Consider the following 15,851-nt stretch of genomic DNA (forward strand, 5'->3'; position numbering starts at 1 on the left):
CGCGGCTCTCGATCCGGTCGGGAGGCGCGGCTGCGGTCTGTCCGACAGGTCGCGTTGGTACTGCCCTCGCCTTTTACTGCCCCTCGACCCGGTCGCTGTCCCAACGACCCGCTTTCAGTCCCTCGCGGCGGAGAGCAGCCAGTACGGAACAACGGCCCACGCGGGTGCCGCCGCGAGAAGCCACCAAGCCGTCGCGCTCAACGCCGAAGACGCCAATCCCACGATGATCAGCCAACTCATCGCGAGCGCCGCGACGAACCCTGCGGTGACCGCACATGAGATGCGACCTCTGCGCCGGTCTCGAACGAAGGCGGACCCGACCGCCGCCACGAGGAACAGCGCCTGTACCGCCGCGATCAGGATCGCGGTTCCCAACGGTGTTCCGTACCCGCTCGCGCTGCCGTCGGGGCCGAACGACGTCGCGATCCGTTCGGGTAGCCGATCCCACCAGGCGCTGGTGAGCACAACCTCGACGACGACGGGGAACGCAGCAGCGACGGCAGCGAAAAGCCCCTCGCGCGTGCGCCGACCGCGGGCGCTGCGCATCGGTGCAATCATCAGCCGTTGCATGTCCCCTGCGCTTCCCGGTCGATGAGCGCCGTGGCGATCGCGTCGGCCGCGCGTGGGGCCTTTGCGAGCGTGTGCACCACCGCGGTGATCCCTGCCGCGTTGGCGATGACCGCTCCTGCCGCTCGCACTTCTCCGTTGATCCAGATCGATGCTCCTTCCCGCTGCCAGCTCACCGTGCGGGATTGCCCTGCTCCGGGTTCGAGCGCCCAATCGGCGTAGCGACAGAGATCGTCGAACGTGGACCAAACGCCGCCTGCCGCCGCGAACGACGACTCCCCGAGCGCCCACGGCTTGATCGCACGACCGAAGAGCTTTGGCACCACCCGGTCTGCTGGAGCTGGAACGAGTGCCGCAGAGCTGATCCCCGCCAGCTCGAGGACGTGCTGGCGCACAGCGGCGAACCAGTCGCCGTGCACCTCGTCGAGCACTGCGCCCAGGAGCGCGTACCCCAGGTTCGAGTACTCGAACTGCCCTCGGGGCGTGACCGGCTCCGCGACTGCATGTTCCAGGGGAACGCCGACGGCCTCTCGGTACGGGTCGCCGAACAGTAGGTCGCGCATCGCGGCCGGAAGCCGTGGCAAACCCGAGGTGTGGTGCACGAGGTCAGCAACGGTCATGTCGGCGTCGGGCACACCGGGGAGGTAGTACGCGACCGGCCGCTCGACCTCGAGTGTGAGCCAAGCCGTCGTGCCCACGAGTCCCTTCGTGATGCTCCCCCACTCCAGCATCGAGGCAGTGGCGTAGGGCCCACGGGGCTCGCGGACGGTTCGCCAGCCGTCAGCTGTGCGAAGACTCGCACGCCAGAGCCCGGAGCTCTCAAGCGGATTCCGCACCAGGTGTCCCTCCTTGAAAGCGGGTCGAGATGCGGGCCAATGCACCGTTCCACAACGACCGAGCTCGGCGGTGAAGACTCACGACGTGGGCATTCACGAAGAGGAGGTCGTACGCGGCCATCACGATGGCGAACGACGTCAGACCCATGAGCAAGGCAATCGCCAGGTGGAATGTGAGCATTGCCGTGACAGCCACAGGCCTCCCCGCGCGGAAGAAGACGAGCACGGGGAAGAACACTGACGTCAGGACAGTGGCGTAGGCGCTGATGACCATCAGCCAGTCCGACTGCACGAGCAACGGCGTGAGCTCTGGGAGAAAGAACTCTGGGACGTTGAGGATGTAGTACAGCGCAGTGCCGTCTTGCCAGAGTTCACCTTGCACCTTGTACAACCCGGCCATGAGATAGACGACAGTCACCTGGGTCACCAGGAGCAGGAGCCCCGTGTTGTTGAGGACGGACGCGATCGGGCCCCCCTCCGGCCTTCGCCGTCCTTTGAGGATGGTGAAGGCCGAATAGCACCTGGTCAGCAAGAGGAAGAGCACTGCTGTCGCGGCTAGGGCGTCACCACCGTCCATGAAAGCCGGGTTCGCCATGTAGAGCGACCAGAGGAGCACGTAGTGGGCCGCGAGGACCGGACGGCCACCCACACCGAGCGTGACAAGCAACGCGACCACCAGGCCGATGTGGAAGATGACCTCGAAGAACACCGCCGAATCCGACGCGGCGTAGAGGCTCCAGGTCCCGATACCGGCCGTGTAATCGCGGATGCCTTCGAGCCCGTAGACACCGTCCGGGCCAAAGAACTCAAGTCGCCCTGCGTACTGCCGGATGTAGAACGCCGTCGACACCACCCCGACGACCGCCCTAAGCAGGCTCAGGGCGGTCGTCGCACGAGGCGCATCCACCATCCAGTCGGCAACGACGCTGACTCGGGAACCGAGCGCGCGGATCACAAGGGAATCCATTCGGAGTCCGTGATGCGAGGCTCTGCGCGTGCTGACCCTTCATCGCGCTTCGACCACGGCGCGAGCGACTGGACGACGTATCGGAGTTGCACAGCGGACGGCCCGTCAGCAACGCCGAGTGCCGATGGGCACGGGATCTGTAGCGCCGCGTAGCGAGCCAGAACCCGCTCCGCCCGTCGCTGCGCGCCGACGTCGGAGGGCGCAAGGTCCTCCTTGCCCCTGGCCTCAAGCCGCTTGCTGATGTCGTCTTGCGCAAAGCGCTCGACGAGCGCATTGCTGACGATCCGGCTCTCGCGATCCGGGAAGAACCTCGACGATTGGGTCCGCGCGATGGCGGACGACGAGATGTCGGTCCAATGCGTCACCTCGTTTTGGCACCGGACGCGAGCAACCACACCGCGCTCATCACTGATGGGATCCGGCGCGAAGAGCTGCCAGTTCTGAGAGAGGTGCGGATTCAGCAGGGACACCACCGGGCCAACATCGAACTTGATCGGCGTGACCGGACCAGCCAGCACGAGTGCGCACGCGCCGAACGTTCCGGCGACTGCCACTCCCGCAGCTGCGAGCAAGGTCTTGTGCATAGTTCTCCCGGAGGGAGGGACCCGCCCACTGGGACGGGCCCCTCCTACTCGTCAGCGATCGAAGTAGGCGGACTCGAGCTGTGCCGAGGGCTGCGGTGTGTCCGCGGCGAAACCGAGGATGCTCGCGAGACGCGCGACGTTCCCCGCCGCCTGCGGTGCGCTGGCCGCCTTGAACCCTGCTGCCAGAGCCTTCGCGACGCCGACCACCCCGCGCTGCTCTGGCTCAGAGGTCATCGACGGGGCCCCCTGGTTCGCGACGACCTCTGCCATCGCACTCGACTTTTCATAGGACGCCTGAGCAGCCTGCGCCGGCGTAGCGAGCAGGAGCGTGCTGCCGACCAGGATGGCTGCGGCCGAACCCGCGAGCTTCGTTTTGAACTTCATCTTCGAACTCCAATCTGTTGTGTGGAGTACCTGTGTACCAGTTTGACCAAGCGATCTAGCTTGCGGGTGCGATGCCATCTGGGCACATTCGGTCAACGTTCCGAAGGGAAGGCCGCCGGGGTCCACATCTTCTAGCTCGACAAGCCCGCCTTCACCGTCTTCCACGACGAGGTTCAGGACTCGGGCGTGGCACCGCTGGCACGGAGACGGCGCTCGGGAAGCTCGGCGCAGGCCCGCGGATACGGACATCGTGCCGGGCGAGCTCGCCAGCGTCGCCGTGCCGGTATCGCGCGAGCGGCCCGGCCGCACAGGACGGCTCGCCTCGGCAACAGGGCGGGCTGCCCTTCGTGTCGCGTCCGGCAGGCGATCAGGTCTCGGTCCGCCCCGGAGGCACGGCTCGGCTCCGGCGGGCAGATCGCGTCGGCGGGGACTCACCCATCGCCTGCCTGACCGTCGGTCAGCCCGAGTTCGTCATTCCTGGCTGTCGAGGCTCATTTTGTCGAAGTCCCCCGCGATGCACTGCGAGCTGCCGTCGATCGTGTACCCGCGGGGATCCGCACGGAAGTCGGAGGAGCTCACCGGACCACCCCTGCCCCGGACGCCGAGGATCGGGTCCTCGCCGCCGGTCTGGTACCGCTCGGTCGTGACCCCGAGCTCCTTCCAGTGCTGTTCCACCGCCTTGACGTCGGCCTTTGGATCAGCGCTGGCAGCGCGGACCTTGGCGTAGACGTACTGGACGCCGCCGGTCCCGAGGCCGAGTCCGCACTTCCCCAGCCGTGGACCGTCGTTGGGTTCCCAACCGTCACCGACAACGTCCGTCGAACCCTCGACGAACGTGACGATCGACTGCTTCGCCCGCTCCGGGGTCTTCCCGAGCCCGGAGCTGCAGCCGGCGAGGACGGCGACCGCGAGCAGTACCGCTCCTACAGACGGGAGGACGATGACGGCTTTCCGTCGAGGTACTTTCATCTGGGAACTCCACTCAGATTGCGCTGTGTCTGCGACGTTCGCACAATCATCTCGTGAGCCGTTCGGGCTGGCCGGTCGTGGCATAGCCCACGTTCTGGAGCGACTGCGTGTCCTCGTCGAGGTAACCGCCGCCGTACCAGGTATGGACTCCATGGTCGTGGACGGGGTTGAGACCCGATGCTCCGTCGGAGCCGAAACTCGTGGCACCAAATCCTGGGGCGGTCGGATCCTGCTTGTGATCCGAACTGAAGTCCCGGCCGACTGCGGCCCATTCGTCGCCGCCCCAGTGTTCGATGAGCGGCTTGGCCACCTCTGCTTGCCCCGCGTCCACCGCATCCGCGTCGATTTCGTCCGCCCCATGGATGCTGTCCGGTATCCCCGCCGATGCCGTTCGTGTCGCGTCCGCCGCGTGCGCCACTCTCGATCCGGCCTGGAGGCACGGCCGCGGTTGCGCCGACGAGGCACGTTGGCACCGGGGTGCCGACCACGACAGTGTGTCTCTCCGTCACCATCGGCGCACGGGTCCTGACCGCCGGCCTGGAGGACGGCGTCTGCGAAGCGTCAGACTCGAGGGCGTTGACTACGTTCATGATCACCAAGGGCGTCATCCACCAGGTCGAGAGTGCGACTGTCCGGGATCGCAACGGCGTGTCAGTCGGCAAGGTCGTGCAGGTGTTCCCCTCCGACGAGGACGGCAGTGCGGCCTACGTCTGTGTCGCAACCGGACTGCTCGGGCGTCACCAGGCGCTCGTCCCCGCCGACGACGCCACGTTCGACGGCACGGACGTGCACGTCGGGTACACGAAGGACGCGATCAAGGGCGCTCCGTCCCTCGGAGCAGGACGCACCTTGTCCCTCGCCGAGGCGAACGCCGTCCGTAAACACTTCGGGCGGTCCCCCACCGGCGCTGCGACCGGAGACATGGGCGACCCACGCGAGAACCTCGACCAGGCCGGGACAGGTCTTGCGGGCGCGGACGACACCGAAGGCGCAGGGACGACCCCGCCGGCCTGAACGTCACCGGAGTGAACGACGCCGAGACCACGGCTTTCGCCCACACCAAGCAAGGCAGCGGCCGGTCCTCTGGCGGGTGCGTGCTCCCTCGTTGATGCGCGCTGCTCTGAGCGTCGCCGACGCGGGTTTCTCGGAAGAGCATGCCCGTCTTCGTCCGACGAGCTCCGCGGCCATCGCACACGCGCAGCACTGCGAAGGCGCTGCTGCGAAGCCCCACCTCGTCGCTGCGCAGTCACGTGTCATGGGAAGTGACCCCCCGACACACATCGACACAACCCTTCTCGCGGGCGTTCGGCGATGCCACAGTCTCGCCATTGCGCACATCTGGTCGGGCTGTCCGCCCACACCAGACGAATCGACACCACACGGCGCCACACCACGCGACAGGCAGCAACCCAGACCACGAAGGAGTCCTCGTGACCATCAGCAACCAGACCGCCGACCGCACGATCGACGAGGGCGCCGACGACGAGCTCCTCGCCCGTTTCCGTCCGATCATCGACCGCATCGCTGCCGGCGCGTCCGAGCGCGAACGCGACCACCGCCTCCCGTTCGAGGAGATCCGCGAACTCGCCGCCGCAGGATTCGGCGCCGTCCGCGTCCCCGTCGCCCACGGCGGAGCCGGGGCGACCCTGCCCCAGCTGTTCCGCCTGCTGACCGAACTCGCCACCGCTGACAGCAACATCCCCCAGGCGCTCCGCGGTCACTTCGCGCTGGTGGAAGACCGGCTGGTCGCACGGACCGGGGAACGCGAGGGGTGGCTGGACCGCTTCGGCCGCGGTGAGATCGCCGGCAACTCGTGGACAGAAGTCGGGTCAGTGCAGGTCGGCGACGTGATCACGAAGGTCACCCCGCAGCAGGACGGGACGTTCCGGATCACCGGGCAGAAGTACTACTCGACCGGCAGCATCTTCGCCGACTGGATCGACACCTACGCCGAACGGACGGACACCGGCGAGCGGGTCATCGCGATCGTCGACGCGCACCAGCCCGGGGTCACTCACACCGACGACTGGGACGGGTTCGGGCAGCGCACCACCGGCTCCGGCACCAGCACCTTCGACGACGCCGTCGTGCAGGCCGACGCGGTGATCCCCTTCGACGAGCGGTTCAAGTACCAGACGGCGTTCTACCAGGGCGTGCTGTTGAGCGTCCTCGCCGGGTCCGTCCTCGCAGGCGAACGGGAGATCGCGCGCGAGGTCCGCAACCGCACCCGCGTCTTCTCACACGGCAACGCCGACACGTTCGCGTCCGACCCGCAGATCCTGCAGGTCGTCGGCGAAGTGTCGGCGGCCGGGTTCGCCGCCACCGCCATCGTCGACCGGGCCGCCGCAGCCCTGCAGGGTGCGTACGAGGGAGCCGGGCTCGACACCGCCGAGGACGAGCGCCGCAACGGCCGCGCCGAACTCGCGACCGCGCAGGCGCAGGTGGCGCTGACCACCCTGGCGACGACGGCGACCTCGCACCTGTTCGACGCGCTCGCGGCGTCCGGGGTGAGCACGACGAAGAACCTCGACCGGCACTGGCGGAACGCTCGCACCGCCGGCAGCCACAACCCGTGGGTGTTCAAGGCACGGATCATCGGTGACCACTCGGTCAACGGTGCCGAACCGCCCCGCGTCTGGGCGATCGGTGCGACCCGCACCTCGTGACGCCCGTCGAAGCCGGGACGGCTTCCGCGTGACCGCTGCTGCGACGTGCCTGCCCCGCCGCCCGGCCGCCGTGCGCGTACAGTCCCTGGCAACGCACGGCTGGCCGACCATCGGGGAACGCGATGCGACTGATCACGGGGACGACACTGGCCGTTGCGCTGGCAGCAGGCGCGCTGATCGGCCTCGCACCACCAGCGACTGCGGCCGGATCCGGAACGATCACCGTGCAGCTCGCAACGCCGGACGGCACCGCGATCCGGCTGGCGGACGTCGAACTCGCAGCGATCGGCACCGACGTCGTCGTCGGGAACGCCACGACCGACGATGACGGCGCCGCGACGTTCACCGGCATCCCCGCACCGGACACCGTCACGGTGACGACGCAGCAACTCCCGCCGCACGGAACCGAGACCTACGCCCCCGGAATCCGCTCGGGCATCGCGGTCCGCGGCGGTTCGACAGTCGCGGTCACCGTGCCGCTCGTGATCGGTGCCACCGTGCAGGGCGGCGTGGTCGGCCCCACGGGACCCGCCGCCGACCGCCTGATGTACGCCTGGAACGAGGACACCTCGCAGGTGTTCACAACAACCTCGGACAGCACAGGCCAGTACCGGTTCGTCGGGTTGAGCACCGGGAAGTACCGCATCGAGGCGTACGCCAGCGGAACGGCGTCGCCCGCCGTCTGGAAGACCCGGGTGTACCAGCAGCGAGGAACGCTCCCGGCTTCCCAAGTCACGTTGTCACGGCACTACGCACACAGCGACTACGACCTTGTCGTCTACGCGGCTTCGGCGTCCCGCACCCCGTCGGCGCAGCTGAGCGGCGCGACCGTCACGGTGACGAACGCGACGACCGGTGCGTCGTTCTCGACCCGGTTCTCGACGCTGCTCGACAGCGAGCAGACCGCGCAGTTCCAGATCCCCTCCGGGCAGTACGTGGTGGAACTCCGGACCGTGGCGACGACCGCAACGACCGCGCAGACGATGTGGCTCGGCCGTCCGGGAGGCGTGTACCGGTACGTGGCAGACCGGGCGCAAGCCGTCCCGGTGAAGGTCGTTTACGGCGGGTTCAACGGTTGGGGTGGCGCGGTACCGGAGACGGTGTCGCGCTGAGTGGTCGGGCGCAGTTGACTGCGCGACTGCACGCGATCACGTGAGAAACGACGGACGGGAGGCGCGGCGCCAGCTGGCACCGCCTCGCTGTACACGCCGAGCGAGTACTGCCCGTTCGGCCGGACGCTCCAGGTCACCCCGGCCCGGACCTCGTGGTCCGTCCCGACCTTCGCGCTGCGCGACCGCCATCCTTCTTCATCGAAGTAGCGCTGCCTCAGTTCGAGGTTCTGCTCCGCGCCGGTCGCGCCGTCCGGTGCCTCGCCGAACGCGGCGTCGCCGGCCGGCAGCGGGCGGACGTCTCCACCGTTCCAGTACCAGGCGCCGTCCGAGATCTGCTGCTGCGCGGCGGCGAGGACCGCCTGCCCGTGCTCGTACCGCTCGCCGGCCGAGTCAAACTCGTCCTTCAACGACAGATTCGCGACCTGTGCCTGCGTCTTGCCGGCCGCGTCTCGCGTGTCCTCTCCGGTCACCGTCGTCTCCTCTGCCGGCGCCGCCCGAGGCGCATCCGGTCGTCGCGAGCTCCACGGCCGCGAGCATGGTCACGACGGCGCCGCGCAGACGTGTGCGAGTCAGGACGGTCATGGCCCCATTTTCCCGTCTGCGACGATCTGCGCGAGCGAGTCGAGTGCTTCGGGACAGTGACCGGACGGGCTGCGTGAGAGGCTTCCGGTCAGTCCGATGACGAACGGACGAAGAGGTAGTCGGGACGCGGCACATCGAGTGATCCGACGTAGAAACCGAGTCCGCCGTTGGTCGAGTAACCCTGGCGCACGAAGCGGTCATCGAAGTAGAACCGAATGCCGGTCGAGTCCCCGTCGGCCACCTTCCAGCGTCCGGAGAAGCTCGCCGAGTCCCCGCCGCCCGCGCAGCCCGGAGGGCTCGTCGCAGCGTTCCTGGTCCGGCACGCGAGGTCGATCGGGATGTTGCGCGCCGTGAACGTTCGATCCGCCGACACGGTGAACTCCGCCGCTCCGTCGCCGTCCGCACCCTCGAGCACCCAAGTGCCGGCGTAGTCCTGCGGCTCGGGCTGTGCCGTGACGGCGCAACCGGTCAACAACATCGCCAGCACCGCGATCGAGGTCGCGACGCCCGCCAGGTGTCTAGTCACAACTTCACCTTCTCCGTCCACGTGAACCGCTCCGTCACCCGCGAGAACGGACCGTGGTCTCCAGCGGCTCGGTTCAACGCGTCGTAGTCGAGCCCGGGAATCCGCAGGGCGGAGCCGAGCGTGGTCTCGTTCGTCGCCGTGTACTCGACCACGGTGGTTCCGTCGTCGCCCTTCGACACGACCTTCGCGTCAACGTCGTACGTCCCGAGGGCCAAGAGCGTGCGATCCCGTTCAGACGCCACCGGCCAGGTGACAACCGTGCGGATGTCCCGGAGGAGGTTCTGGTTCGTCAACGACGCGGGTCCCGCCTGGTAGCCGTACCCGGTCGCGACGCCCGTGTCCTTCAGATCGTCGAGGATGTCCCTGCGCTGGTCACCCGGCAGCTCGTTCCTCACGACCTGCGTCATCTTGCTGTCCGATCCGTAGAGCAACGTCCGAGGTGACGTGCCCGTCGCCCACCCGAAGAGCATCTCACCCTGCCCACTCGTCAGGACGGTCCCGGCGTAGAAGTCCGCTGCCATGCCGACAGGGATACCGACCAGCGGGAGCGGACTGAGCGCGCCGAGGACGACGCCTGGGCCCGGCATGCGTGGGTCGAGGAGCGACATGCCGAGCAGCCATGACAAGGCGTGCGAGGCGTGCAGGTCCCCGTCCATCGAGAAGGCGCCGTTGTTCGACAAGTGGTACGAGATCCCGAGCAAGCCCTGTCGGCCGGCTCCGTACGCCGCGAGTTCCGCGTCCGTGATCGGTCGGAGTCCGGTCGGGTCGGTCTGGTTGACCGGGTCGTTGCCAGAGAAGGCGTACGGGTTGTCGGCCCAGGCCGCACCCGCCACCGGGGGCAGGGGATCTGGGGACAGGAACGACCGTACCGACGGATCGTACGCTCGTGCTCCGCTCAGCTCGAGTCCACCGACCAGGACGGTGCCGGTCGGACTGACCTCGATGCCGTCCGGGAGGCGCGGTGACGTCGCGACGTCGGTCGAGAACCACGGGTCGTGTAGCTGCGCGGAGCGAGAACGACGCCACCCCGAGGTGATCCAGCTCCCGTCGACGCCGAGCATCCCGGGCGCGGTGACGATCGGAACGTCACCGATCGCCAGCAGGGTGGGCACGGGTGCCGTCGGATCCCAGCAAAGCGTCGTGCCGTTGACCTCGGCGAGTTCACCGAGAGCGTTGACCCACAGGTCGGAGCGCTTCACGCCCACCCCGTCTGCACGCACGACTGTGCGGAGCTGACCGAGCTCGTCCCACACGTACGTGGTGGTGCCGTCGTCGGTTGCGGCGAGGACACGCCTGCCTGAGCTGTCGTACTCGAACCGGACGACCGCGGTCCCGTCGCCTCGGCTTTCGGTTTGCAGGAGCGCTCCGGTGGCGTCGTGCAGGTACGAGGTGTTCACGAATGCGTCTCGCTCCTCGACCATCCGGCCGGAGCGATCGTAGGTCCAGGTCGACGCGGTCGTCCCGGTCGCGGCAACCAACTGCGACGCCTCGTCGTACTCGTACGTCACGGTCATCCCGTCCGGATCGCGCACGGCAGCGACGCGCCCTCGGCTGTCGCGCTCGAGCGTGGTCTTCCGCCCGTCTGACACATGCCCGACGACGAAGCCATCGCGGTACTGCCACGACTGACCCACGGACCCGGCGACGACCTCGGTCAGCCGGCCGTCACCGTCGTACCGGAACGAGGCGTCGGGGAAGTCGGGCCGCCTCATGCCGGTCAGGATGCCTGCACGACCACGGTCGTACTCGGTCCTGACGCCGTCCGGCGTGGTTATCGCGCGCTGGTTGCCAGCGGCGTCGTACTCCCATCCGGTCGTCATGCTCCGCCCGGCACGAGTCGTCGTGCGCCCGAGTAGTTCGTGCCGGGCGCCGTACTCCAGCCGGTGCTCGGTCTGCTCGCCGTCGGGGTGAGTCCTGTCGGTGATCGTGATCGATCGGCCGGACTCGTCCCGCGCGACTGCCGCAACGAGTCGGCCGTCCTGACGGACCTCGGTCAGCCGCCCTGCTGGGTCGTGGGTCCACGTGGTCGTGTGGCCATCGGGATTCGTGCGGGCCGTCGGTCGGCCGGCTGCGTCCCGAGTCCACGTCACGGCGCGGCTCATCGGGTCGGTCGTCGACGCCATGTCACCGAGCCCGGTCCAGGTGTTCAGCGTGCGCCCGCCGGAGGGCCCGACCATCTGCGTGACCCGCCCGAGGACGTCCCGGTGGAAGGTCGTGGAGTGCCCGAGCGCGTCGTCGACCGCGACCGCCTGCCCGGCAATGTCCCGGGTGATCGTCCGGCGACCGTTCGGTGAGTCGTCGACAGTGACCAGACGCCCGGCAGGGTCGTGACCGTACCGCGTCGTCCCGATGCCGGGCACTCGTTCCGCAACCAGCCGTGAACAGGCGTCGTATTCGAACGTGGTGACGGCACCCGAGGGCTCGATGCGTTCCACAATCCGCGAGTCCGCATCGTATCCGAGCATCGTCCTGCCACCGTCTGCATCGGTCCACGCCGAGAGCCGACCGCAGACATCGTACTCGATGGTCGTACGGTCACCGAGCGGAGACGTACCGGCGACTACGCGGCCCGCGAGGTCGAGGTCCAAGAACGGTACTGCCGCAGGACGATCTGTCTGCTCGACGACAGAGCGGACGCCTGCGGGATCGATCCGTGCCGTCGGGCGCCCGACGGCGTCATACTCCCGGAGCCATCGCCCACCTGCCGGATCCGTCACCTCGCGCAGTCGCGAGAGCGCGTCGTGGAGCATCTTCCAGTGAGTACCGTCCGGCAGGAGGATCTCGTGCAGGTTGCCCAGATTGTCGTACCGAACGTCGCTCGCCCGTCCGAGCGGATCCGTGGCGCGCGTGACGCTGCCCCCGGTTCCGTACTCGTATGTTGTCTGCCCGCCCACCGGATCGGCGACCGAGATGACACGACCCCCCGCGTCGCGTTCGAACGTCCACACGGAACCGTCTGGGGCTTCACAGGACGTCACGAGGCCGGCGGCGTCACGTTCGAAGCGCGTCCGGTGTCCCAGGGGAGTGGTGGTCGTGATCACTTGACCAACGTGGTCCCGCGTGTACAGGGTCGTCCCGCCCAGCGCGTCCGTGACAGCGACGAGGTCACCCGAAACGTCGTACTCGTACATCAGCACGACGCCCTCAGGGTCCTCGACGCGGACGAGCAGGTCATCGACCCAGTTCATCGTGAAGCGAGCGCCTCGTTCGTCGACGACGAGCGAGGGGTACGTCGCCGAGGGGTCGGCGTACGTGAACGAGACGCTTCGACCGTCGCGCTCGATGCGATGCACGCGGTCGTGATCGTCGTGGGCGACGACCGTGTCGGTCCCGTCCGCTGCGACGGTGCGGGTGAGGCGCCCGCGGTCGTCGTACTCGTGCACCGCGACTGATCCGTCACGAGCGGTCGAGGCCACGAGGTTCCCGTGCTCGTCGTGGCTCAACGACTGTCGTCGACCATCCGCGTCGGTGATTGCGACCACGCGACCGTGGCGATCGGATGTCCACGTGTTCGACTGTGTGCCGTCCTCATCGGCGACGGACGTGACCCGTCCGGGAAGGTACGCGAACCGGATCGTGCGGCCTTGCGGAGTCGTCTGCAGGAGCACACGACCGTGCTGGTCGTAGATGTTCGCACACTCGACGACGCCGTCCGCCGCCGTCACCCGCTCGATGCGACCGCCGTCCTCCCATGTGTACGTCCGCGTTCCGCCGGGACCCGTCACCGACCTGAGTGCACCGTCGTCGGCGTAGTCGTACGTGACCGTGCGTCCGTCGGAGGAGCGCGCCGAACGGACCAGCCCGTCGCGGTGAAGGAAGTCGATGAACCGCCCGCGTCGGTGCTGGAGCCGCACGAGCCTGTCGTCGCCGTCCCGCACGGCCTTGGTGGTCGCCGCGGTCCCGGTACCGGCGGCGATCCACACCCCTCGGGATGTGAACGACCACCAGGAGCCGGCGTTGTCACGGACGACGAGGACCACCTCACGGTCAACCGTCGAACCCGCCGTCGGGTCGGGTTCTGGTGCCAGCCACAGGTTCTCTCCGACGGCACGAACCGCGATGTCGCCCCGGGTCGGGAAAGTGCTCCGTCGGCCGTCATCGTGCACCAACTCAACATGGTCGGCGAGGACCTCGAGGCGCTTGTCGAGGACTGAGGACCACCCGCGACCGAAAGAACCAGCGACGAGGTCGAACGAGTTGTACAACCGCGTGAGCTCGAAGCCCTCAGCGCCTCCGGCGAAGGAGAGGTCACGCTCCAGCTCGACGAAGTTGCCGGTCGCCGTGTTCACGGGGTCGGCTGCGAAGCCACTGGTGGGGACCGCGCCGAGCAACGACGGGGCGCCGAAGTCGAGGTCGGTCCGCGTCCTGCCCACCCCCGCCGCCAGTAGCGCGGCCAGGAGCGAAGTGTCGTTCAGCGAGACGACGTCTCCGCTCGCCCCGGCTGCTTCGAAGGCAGCTGCGATCGTGTTCGCCCAGTCCACGTCGCCTTCATTTGCGGTCGACCAGGCCCGGAAGCCCGCGAGGAGCGTCGACAGGTCAACTCGGCCGAAGTCGCACCCCTGGGTGAAGGCCGCCAGGGCAGCCGCGATCCGCCCCGGGAGCGCCTGCAGGCTGCCGTTCAGTGAGGCGGATCCGGAGGCGAACGCCCGGAGGCGGTCTGGTCGCGCGGACGAGACACTTCCCCCGGTTCCCGGACCGGCACCCGGCGTCGGCGTGCTCCTGGTACGCGCCGTGTAGCTCGTACTCGGGAAGGCCGGAACGTCGACCTTGCCACTGCTCGGCGGGGGTTCTTCACCGAAAATCTGGTCCCAAGTACTGTCGACGAGGTCAGTCCGGCGGGCCATCACGCGGTCGCGCCAGGCCCGGGCCTCGCGCCGGCGGGTGTTCTCCGCCCGCGCGGCATCGCTGAGCGCACGGATGCCGCTCGCGACCTCGCCGAGCTTCGTGGTGAGCTCGCGCGCGTCCTCCTGGGCGATCTGCGCGTTCGACCGGAAGGTCTCCGCGAAACCGCCTGCGAAGTCGGTGCCGGCCAGCGTGACGAGCGCCGCGCGCGACGGCGATTGGAGCTCCACCGTAGTCTTCGCCAGGTCGCACTGTCGTGCGAGGTCGTCGGCCGCGGAGAAGTCGTACGTCAGGTCCGGCAGTGCGTACGCGGTCAGGTCTGTCGTTCCAGTCACCGTTGTGTCCCCCCATGGAAAGCGGTGTTGTCTCAGTCGAACCTAACGCAGGCTCGTCGCCCGTGTCGCTGGTCCCCCACGGAGCCAGCCCGAGCGAGCGAGCGAGCGGACCAAGCATCTCTCTGGCCTGCTACCGCACACACGAATCGGCCCGCTCCGACATCGAATCACCAGGACAGGGCCTGCTCCGCCCAGGCGCATCAGATCTGCGGGCGCAGTCAACGTCGCCTGCGGGCGGGCCCCGGATGACAGCGCCGTCCAATCGCCCCGAGGGGAACTCGGACTCGACCGAGGGTGCATTCGATGGACGACCAGAACGCACGGCCCAAGGAGGTCGCCGCCCTCGTCGAGTCCGCGCCGACCACCGCCACCCGCTGACCGGACACGTCAGTGCGGTCCGGCGAACGACGACGCCCCGCCGGCAGAAGCCAGCGGGGCGTCCCCACGAGTCAGAGCGAGATCAGAAGTCCCAGTCCTCGTCCTCGGTCTTCTCCGCCTTGCCGATGACGTACGACGACCCCGAGCCCGAGAAGAAGTCGTGGTTCTCGTCCGCGTTCGGCGACAGGGCCGACAGGATCGCCGGGTTCACGTCCGTCGTCTCCTTGGGGAACATCGGCTCGTAGCCCAGGTTCATCAGCGCCTTGTTGGCGTTGTAGTGCAGGAACTTCTTGACGTCCTCGGTCAGCCCGACCTGGTCGTAGAGGTCCTGCGTGTACTGCACCTCGTTCTCGTAGAGCTCGAACAGCAGGTTGAACGTGTAGTCCTTGATCTCCTGCTTGCGCTCTTCCGAAGCGCCTTCGAGGCCCTTCTGGAACTTGTACCCGATGTAGTACCCATGGACGGCTTCGTCGCGGATGATCAGGCGGATCAGGTCGGCCGTGTTGGTGAGCTTGGCGCGCGAGGACCAGTACATCGGCAGGTAGAAGCCGGAGTAGAACAGGAACGACTCGAGCAGCGTCGAGGCGACCTTGCGCTTCAGGGGGTCGTCACCGGTGTAGTAGTCGAGGACGATCTGGGCCTTCTTCTGCAGGTTCACGTTCTCGGTGGACCAGCGGAAGGCGTCGTCGATCTCGGGCGTCGAGGCCAGCGTCGAGAAGATCGACGAGTAGCTCTTCGCGTGCACCGACTCCATGAACGCGATGTTCGTGTAGACGGCTTCTTCGTGCGGGGTGATCGCGTCGGGGATCAGGCTGATCGCGCCGACGGTGCCCTGGATGGTGTCGAGCAGCGTCAGGCCGGTGAAGACCCGCATCGTGAGCTGCTGCTCCGCCGGCGTCAGCGTGTTCCACGACTGCACGTCGTTCGACAGCGGCACCTTCTCGGGCAGCCAGAAGTTGTTGACCAGCCGGTTCCAGACCTCGACGTCCTTGTCGTCCTGGATGCGGTTCCAGTTGATGGCACTGACCGAACTGATCAGCGGGATGGACTTGCCCGTGGCGTGGACCGGGTCGGTGAGGGTCATGGGATTGTCTTCCGGATTC

Annotated in this window: 14 protein-coding genes; 3 read left to right on the top strand and 11 right to left on the bottom strand. The window is 67.9% G+C overall.

The features are described 5' to 3' along the window. Positions 1–114: 114 nt before the first annotated feature. From EDF31_RS17725 to EDF31_RS17755, 7 genes are all read right to left on the bottom strand, one after another. Positions 115–570, bottom strand: a complete 456-nt coding sequence (locus EDF31_RS17725) for a DUF1648 domain-containing protein (protein WP_131847142.1) — start codon at positions 568–570, stop codon at positions 115–117. Beyond that, positions 558–1,448 (bottom strand): serine hydrolase domain-containing protein, encoded by an 891-nt coding sequence (locus EDF31_RS17730; protein WP_347812753.1) that lies wholly within the window; start codon positions 1,446–1,448, stop codon positions 558–560. The genes EDF31_RS17725 and EDF31_RS17730 overlap by 13 nt, the downstream gene beginning before the upstream one ends. Continuing rightward, positions 1,387–2,358, bottom strand: coding sequence for an HTTM domain-containing protein (locus EDF31_RS17735; RefSeq protein ID WP_159572674.1), 972 nt, complete (start codon positions 2,356–2,358; stop codon positions 1,387–1,389). Before EDF31_RS17735 ends, EDF31_RS17730 begins: the two co-directional genes overlap by 62 nt. Further along, a complete protein-coding gene (locus EDF31_RS17740) occupies positions 2,355–2,954 on the bottom strand; it encodes a DUF5819 family protein (protein ID WP_131847149.1) in 600 nt (199 codons plus the stop codon). The genes EDF31_RS17735 and EDF31_RS17740 overlap by 4 nt, the downstream gene beginning before the upstream one ends. Positions 2,955–3,005: 51 nt before the next feature. Next, positions 3,006–3,338 (bottom strand): hypothetical protein, encoded by a 333-nt coding sequence (locus EDF31_RS17745; protein WP_123341225.1) that lies wholly within the window; start codon positions 3,336–3,338, stop codon positions 3,006–3,008. Positions 3,339–3,809: 471 nt separating this feature from the next. Beyond that, a complete protein-coding gene (locus EDF31_RS17750) occupies positions 3,810–4,307 on the bottom strand; it encodes a hypothetical protein (RefSeq protein WP_123341226.1) in 498 nt (165 codons plus the stop codon). Between the two features lie 46 nt (positions 4,308–4,353). Continuing rightward, positions 4,354–4,725: a hypothetical protein gene (locus EDF31_RS17755; RefSeq protein WP_123341227.1), complete on the bottom strand. Its 372-nt coding sequence runs from the start codon at positions 4,723–4,725 to the stop codon at positions 4,354–4,356. A gap of 170 nt (positions 4,726–4,895) precedes the next feature. Here EDF31_RS17755 and EDF31_RS17760 point away from each other — a divergent pair, with 170 nt between their 5' ends. The 3 genes from EDF31_RS17760 to EDF31_RS17770 all read left to right on the top strand — a co-directional run bounded on the left by EDF31_RS17760 (position 4,896) and on the right by EDF31_RS17770 (position 8,085). After that, complete coding sequence (locus EDF31_RS17760; RefSeq protein ID WP_123341228.1) at positions 4,896–5,321, top strand: hypothetical protein; 426 nt, start codon at positions 4,896–4,898, stop codon at positions 5,319–5,321. Positions 5,322–5,737: 416 nt separating this feature from the next. Continuing rightward, entirely contained in the window at positions 5,738–6,973 is a 1,236-nt protein-coding gene (locus EDF31_RS17765; protein WP_123341229.1) for an acyl-CoA dehydrogenase family protein, read from the top strand. Between the two features lie 224 nt (positions 6,974–7,197). Beyond that, on the top strand, positions 7,198–8,085 hold the full coding sequence (locus tag EDF31_RS17770; RefSeq protein ID WP_159572678.1) for a carboxypeptidase-like regulatory domain-containing protein: 888 nt from the start codon (positions 7,198–7,200) through the stop codon (positions 8,083–8,085). On the opposite strand, the gene EDF31_RS17775 is transcribed toward EDF31_RS17770, so the two are convergent. The 4 genes from EDF31_RS17775 to nrdF all read right to left on the bottom strand — a co-directional run bounded on the left by EDF31_RS17775 (position 8,031) and on the right by nrdF (position 15,832). Further along, positions 8,031–8,555, bottom strand: a complete 525-nt coding sequence (locus EDF31_RS17775; protein WP_123341231.1) for a hypothetical protein — start codon at positions 8,553–8,555, stop codon at positions 8,031–8,033. The genes EDF31_RS17770 and EDF31_RS17775 overlap by 55 nt on opposite strands. Positions 8,556–8,755: 200 nt before the next feature. Continuing rightward, complete coding sequence (locus tag EDF31_RS17780) at positions 8,756–9,193, bottom strand: hypothetical protein (RefSeq protein WP_131847151.1); 438 nt, start codon at positions 9,191–9,193, stop codon at positions 8,756–8,758. Continuing rightward, a complete protein-coding gene (locus EDF31_RS17785; RefSeq protein ID WP_131847153.1) occupies positions 9,190–14,370 on the bottom strand; it encodes a DUF6531 domain-containing protein in 5,181 nt (1,726 codons plus the stop codon). Before EDF31_RS17785 ends, EDF31_RS17780 begins: the two co-directional genes overlap by 4 nt. 460 nt (positions 14,371–14,830) lie before the next feature. Continuing rightward, on the bottom strand, positions 14,831–15,832 hold the full coding sequence (gene nrdF, locus EDF31_RS17790; RefSeq protein WP_111086559.1) for a class 1b ribonucleoside-diphosphate reductase subunit beta: 1,002 nt from the start codon (positions 15,830–15,832) through the stop codon (positions 14,831–14,833). Positions 15,833–15,851 lie beyond the last annotated feature (19 nt).

Origin of the sequence: Curtobacterium sp. PhB142, assembly GCF_004341255.1 — a bacterium.
Lineage (GTDB): Bacteria > Actinomycetota > Actinomycetes > Actinomycetales > Microbacteriaceae > Curtobacterium.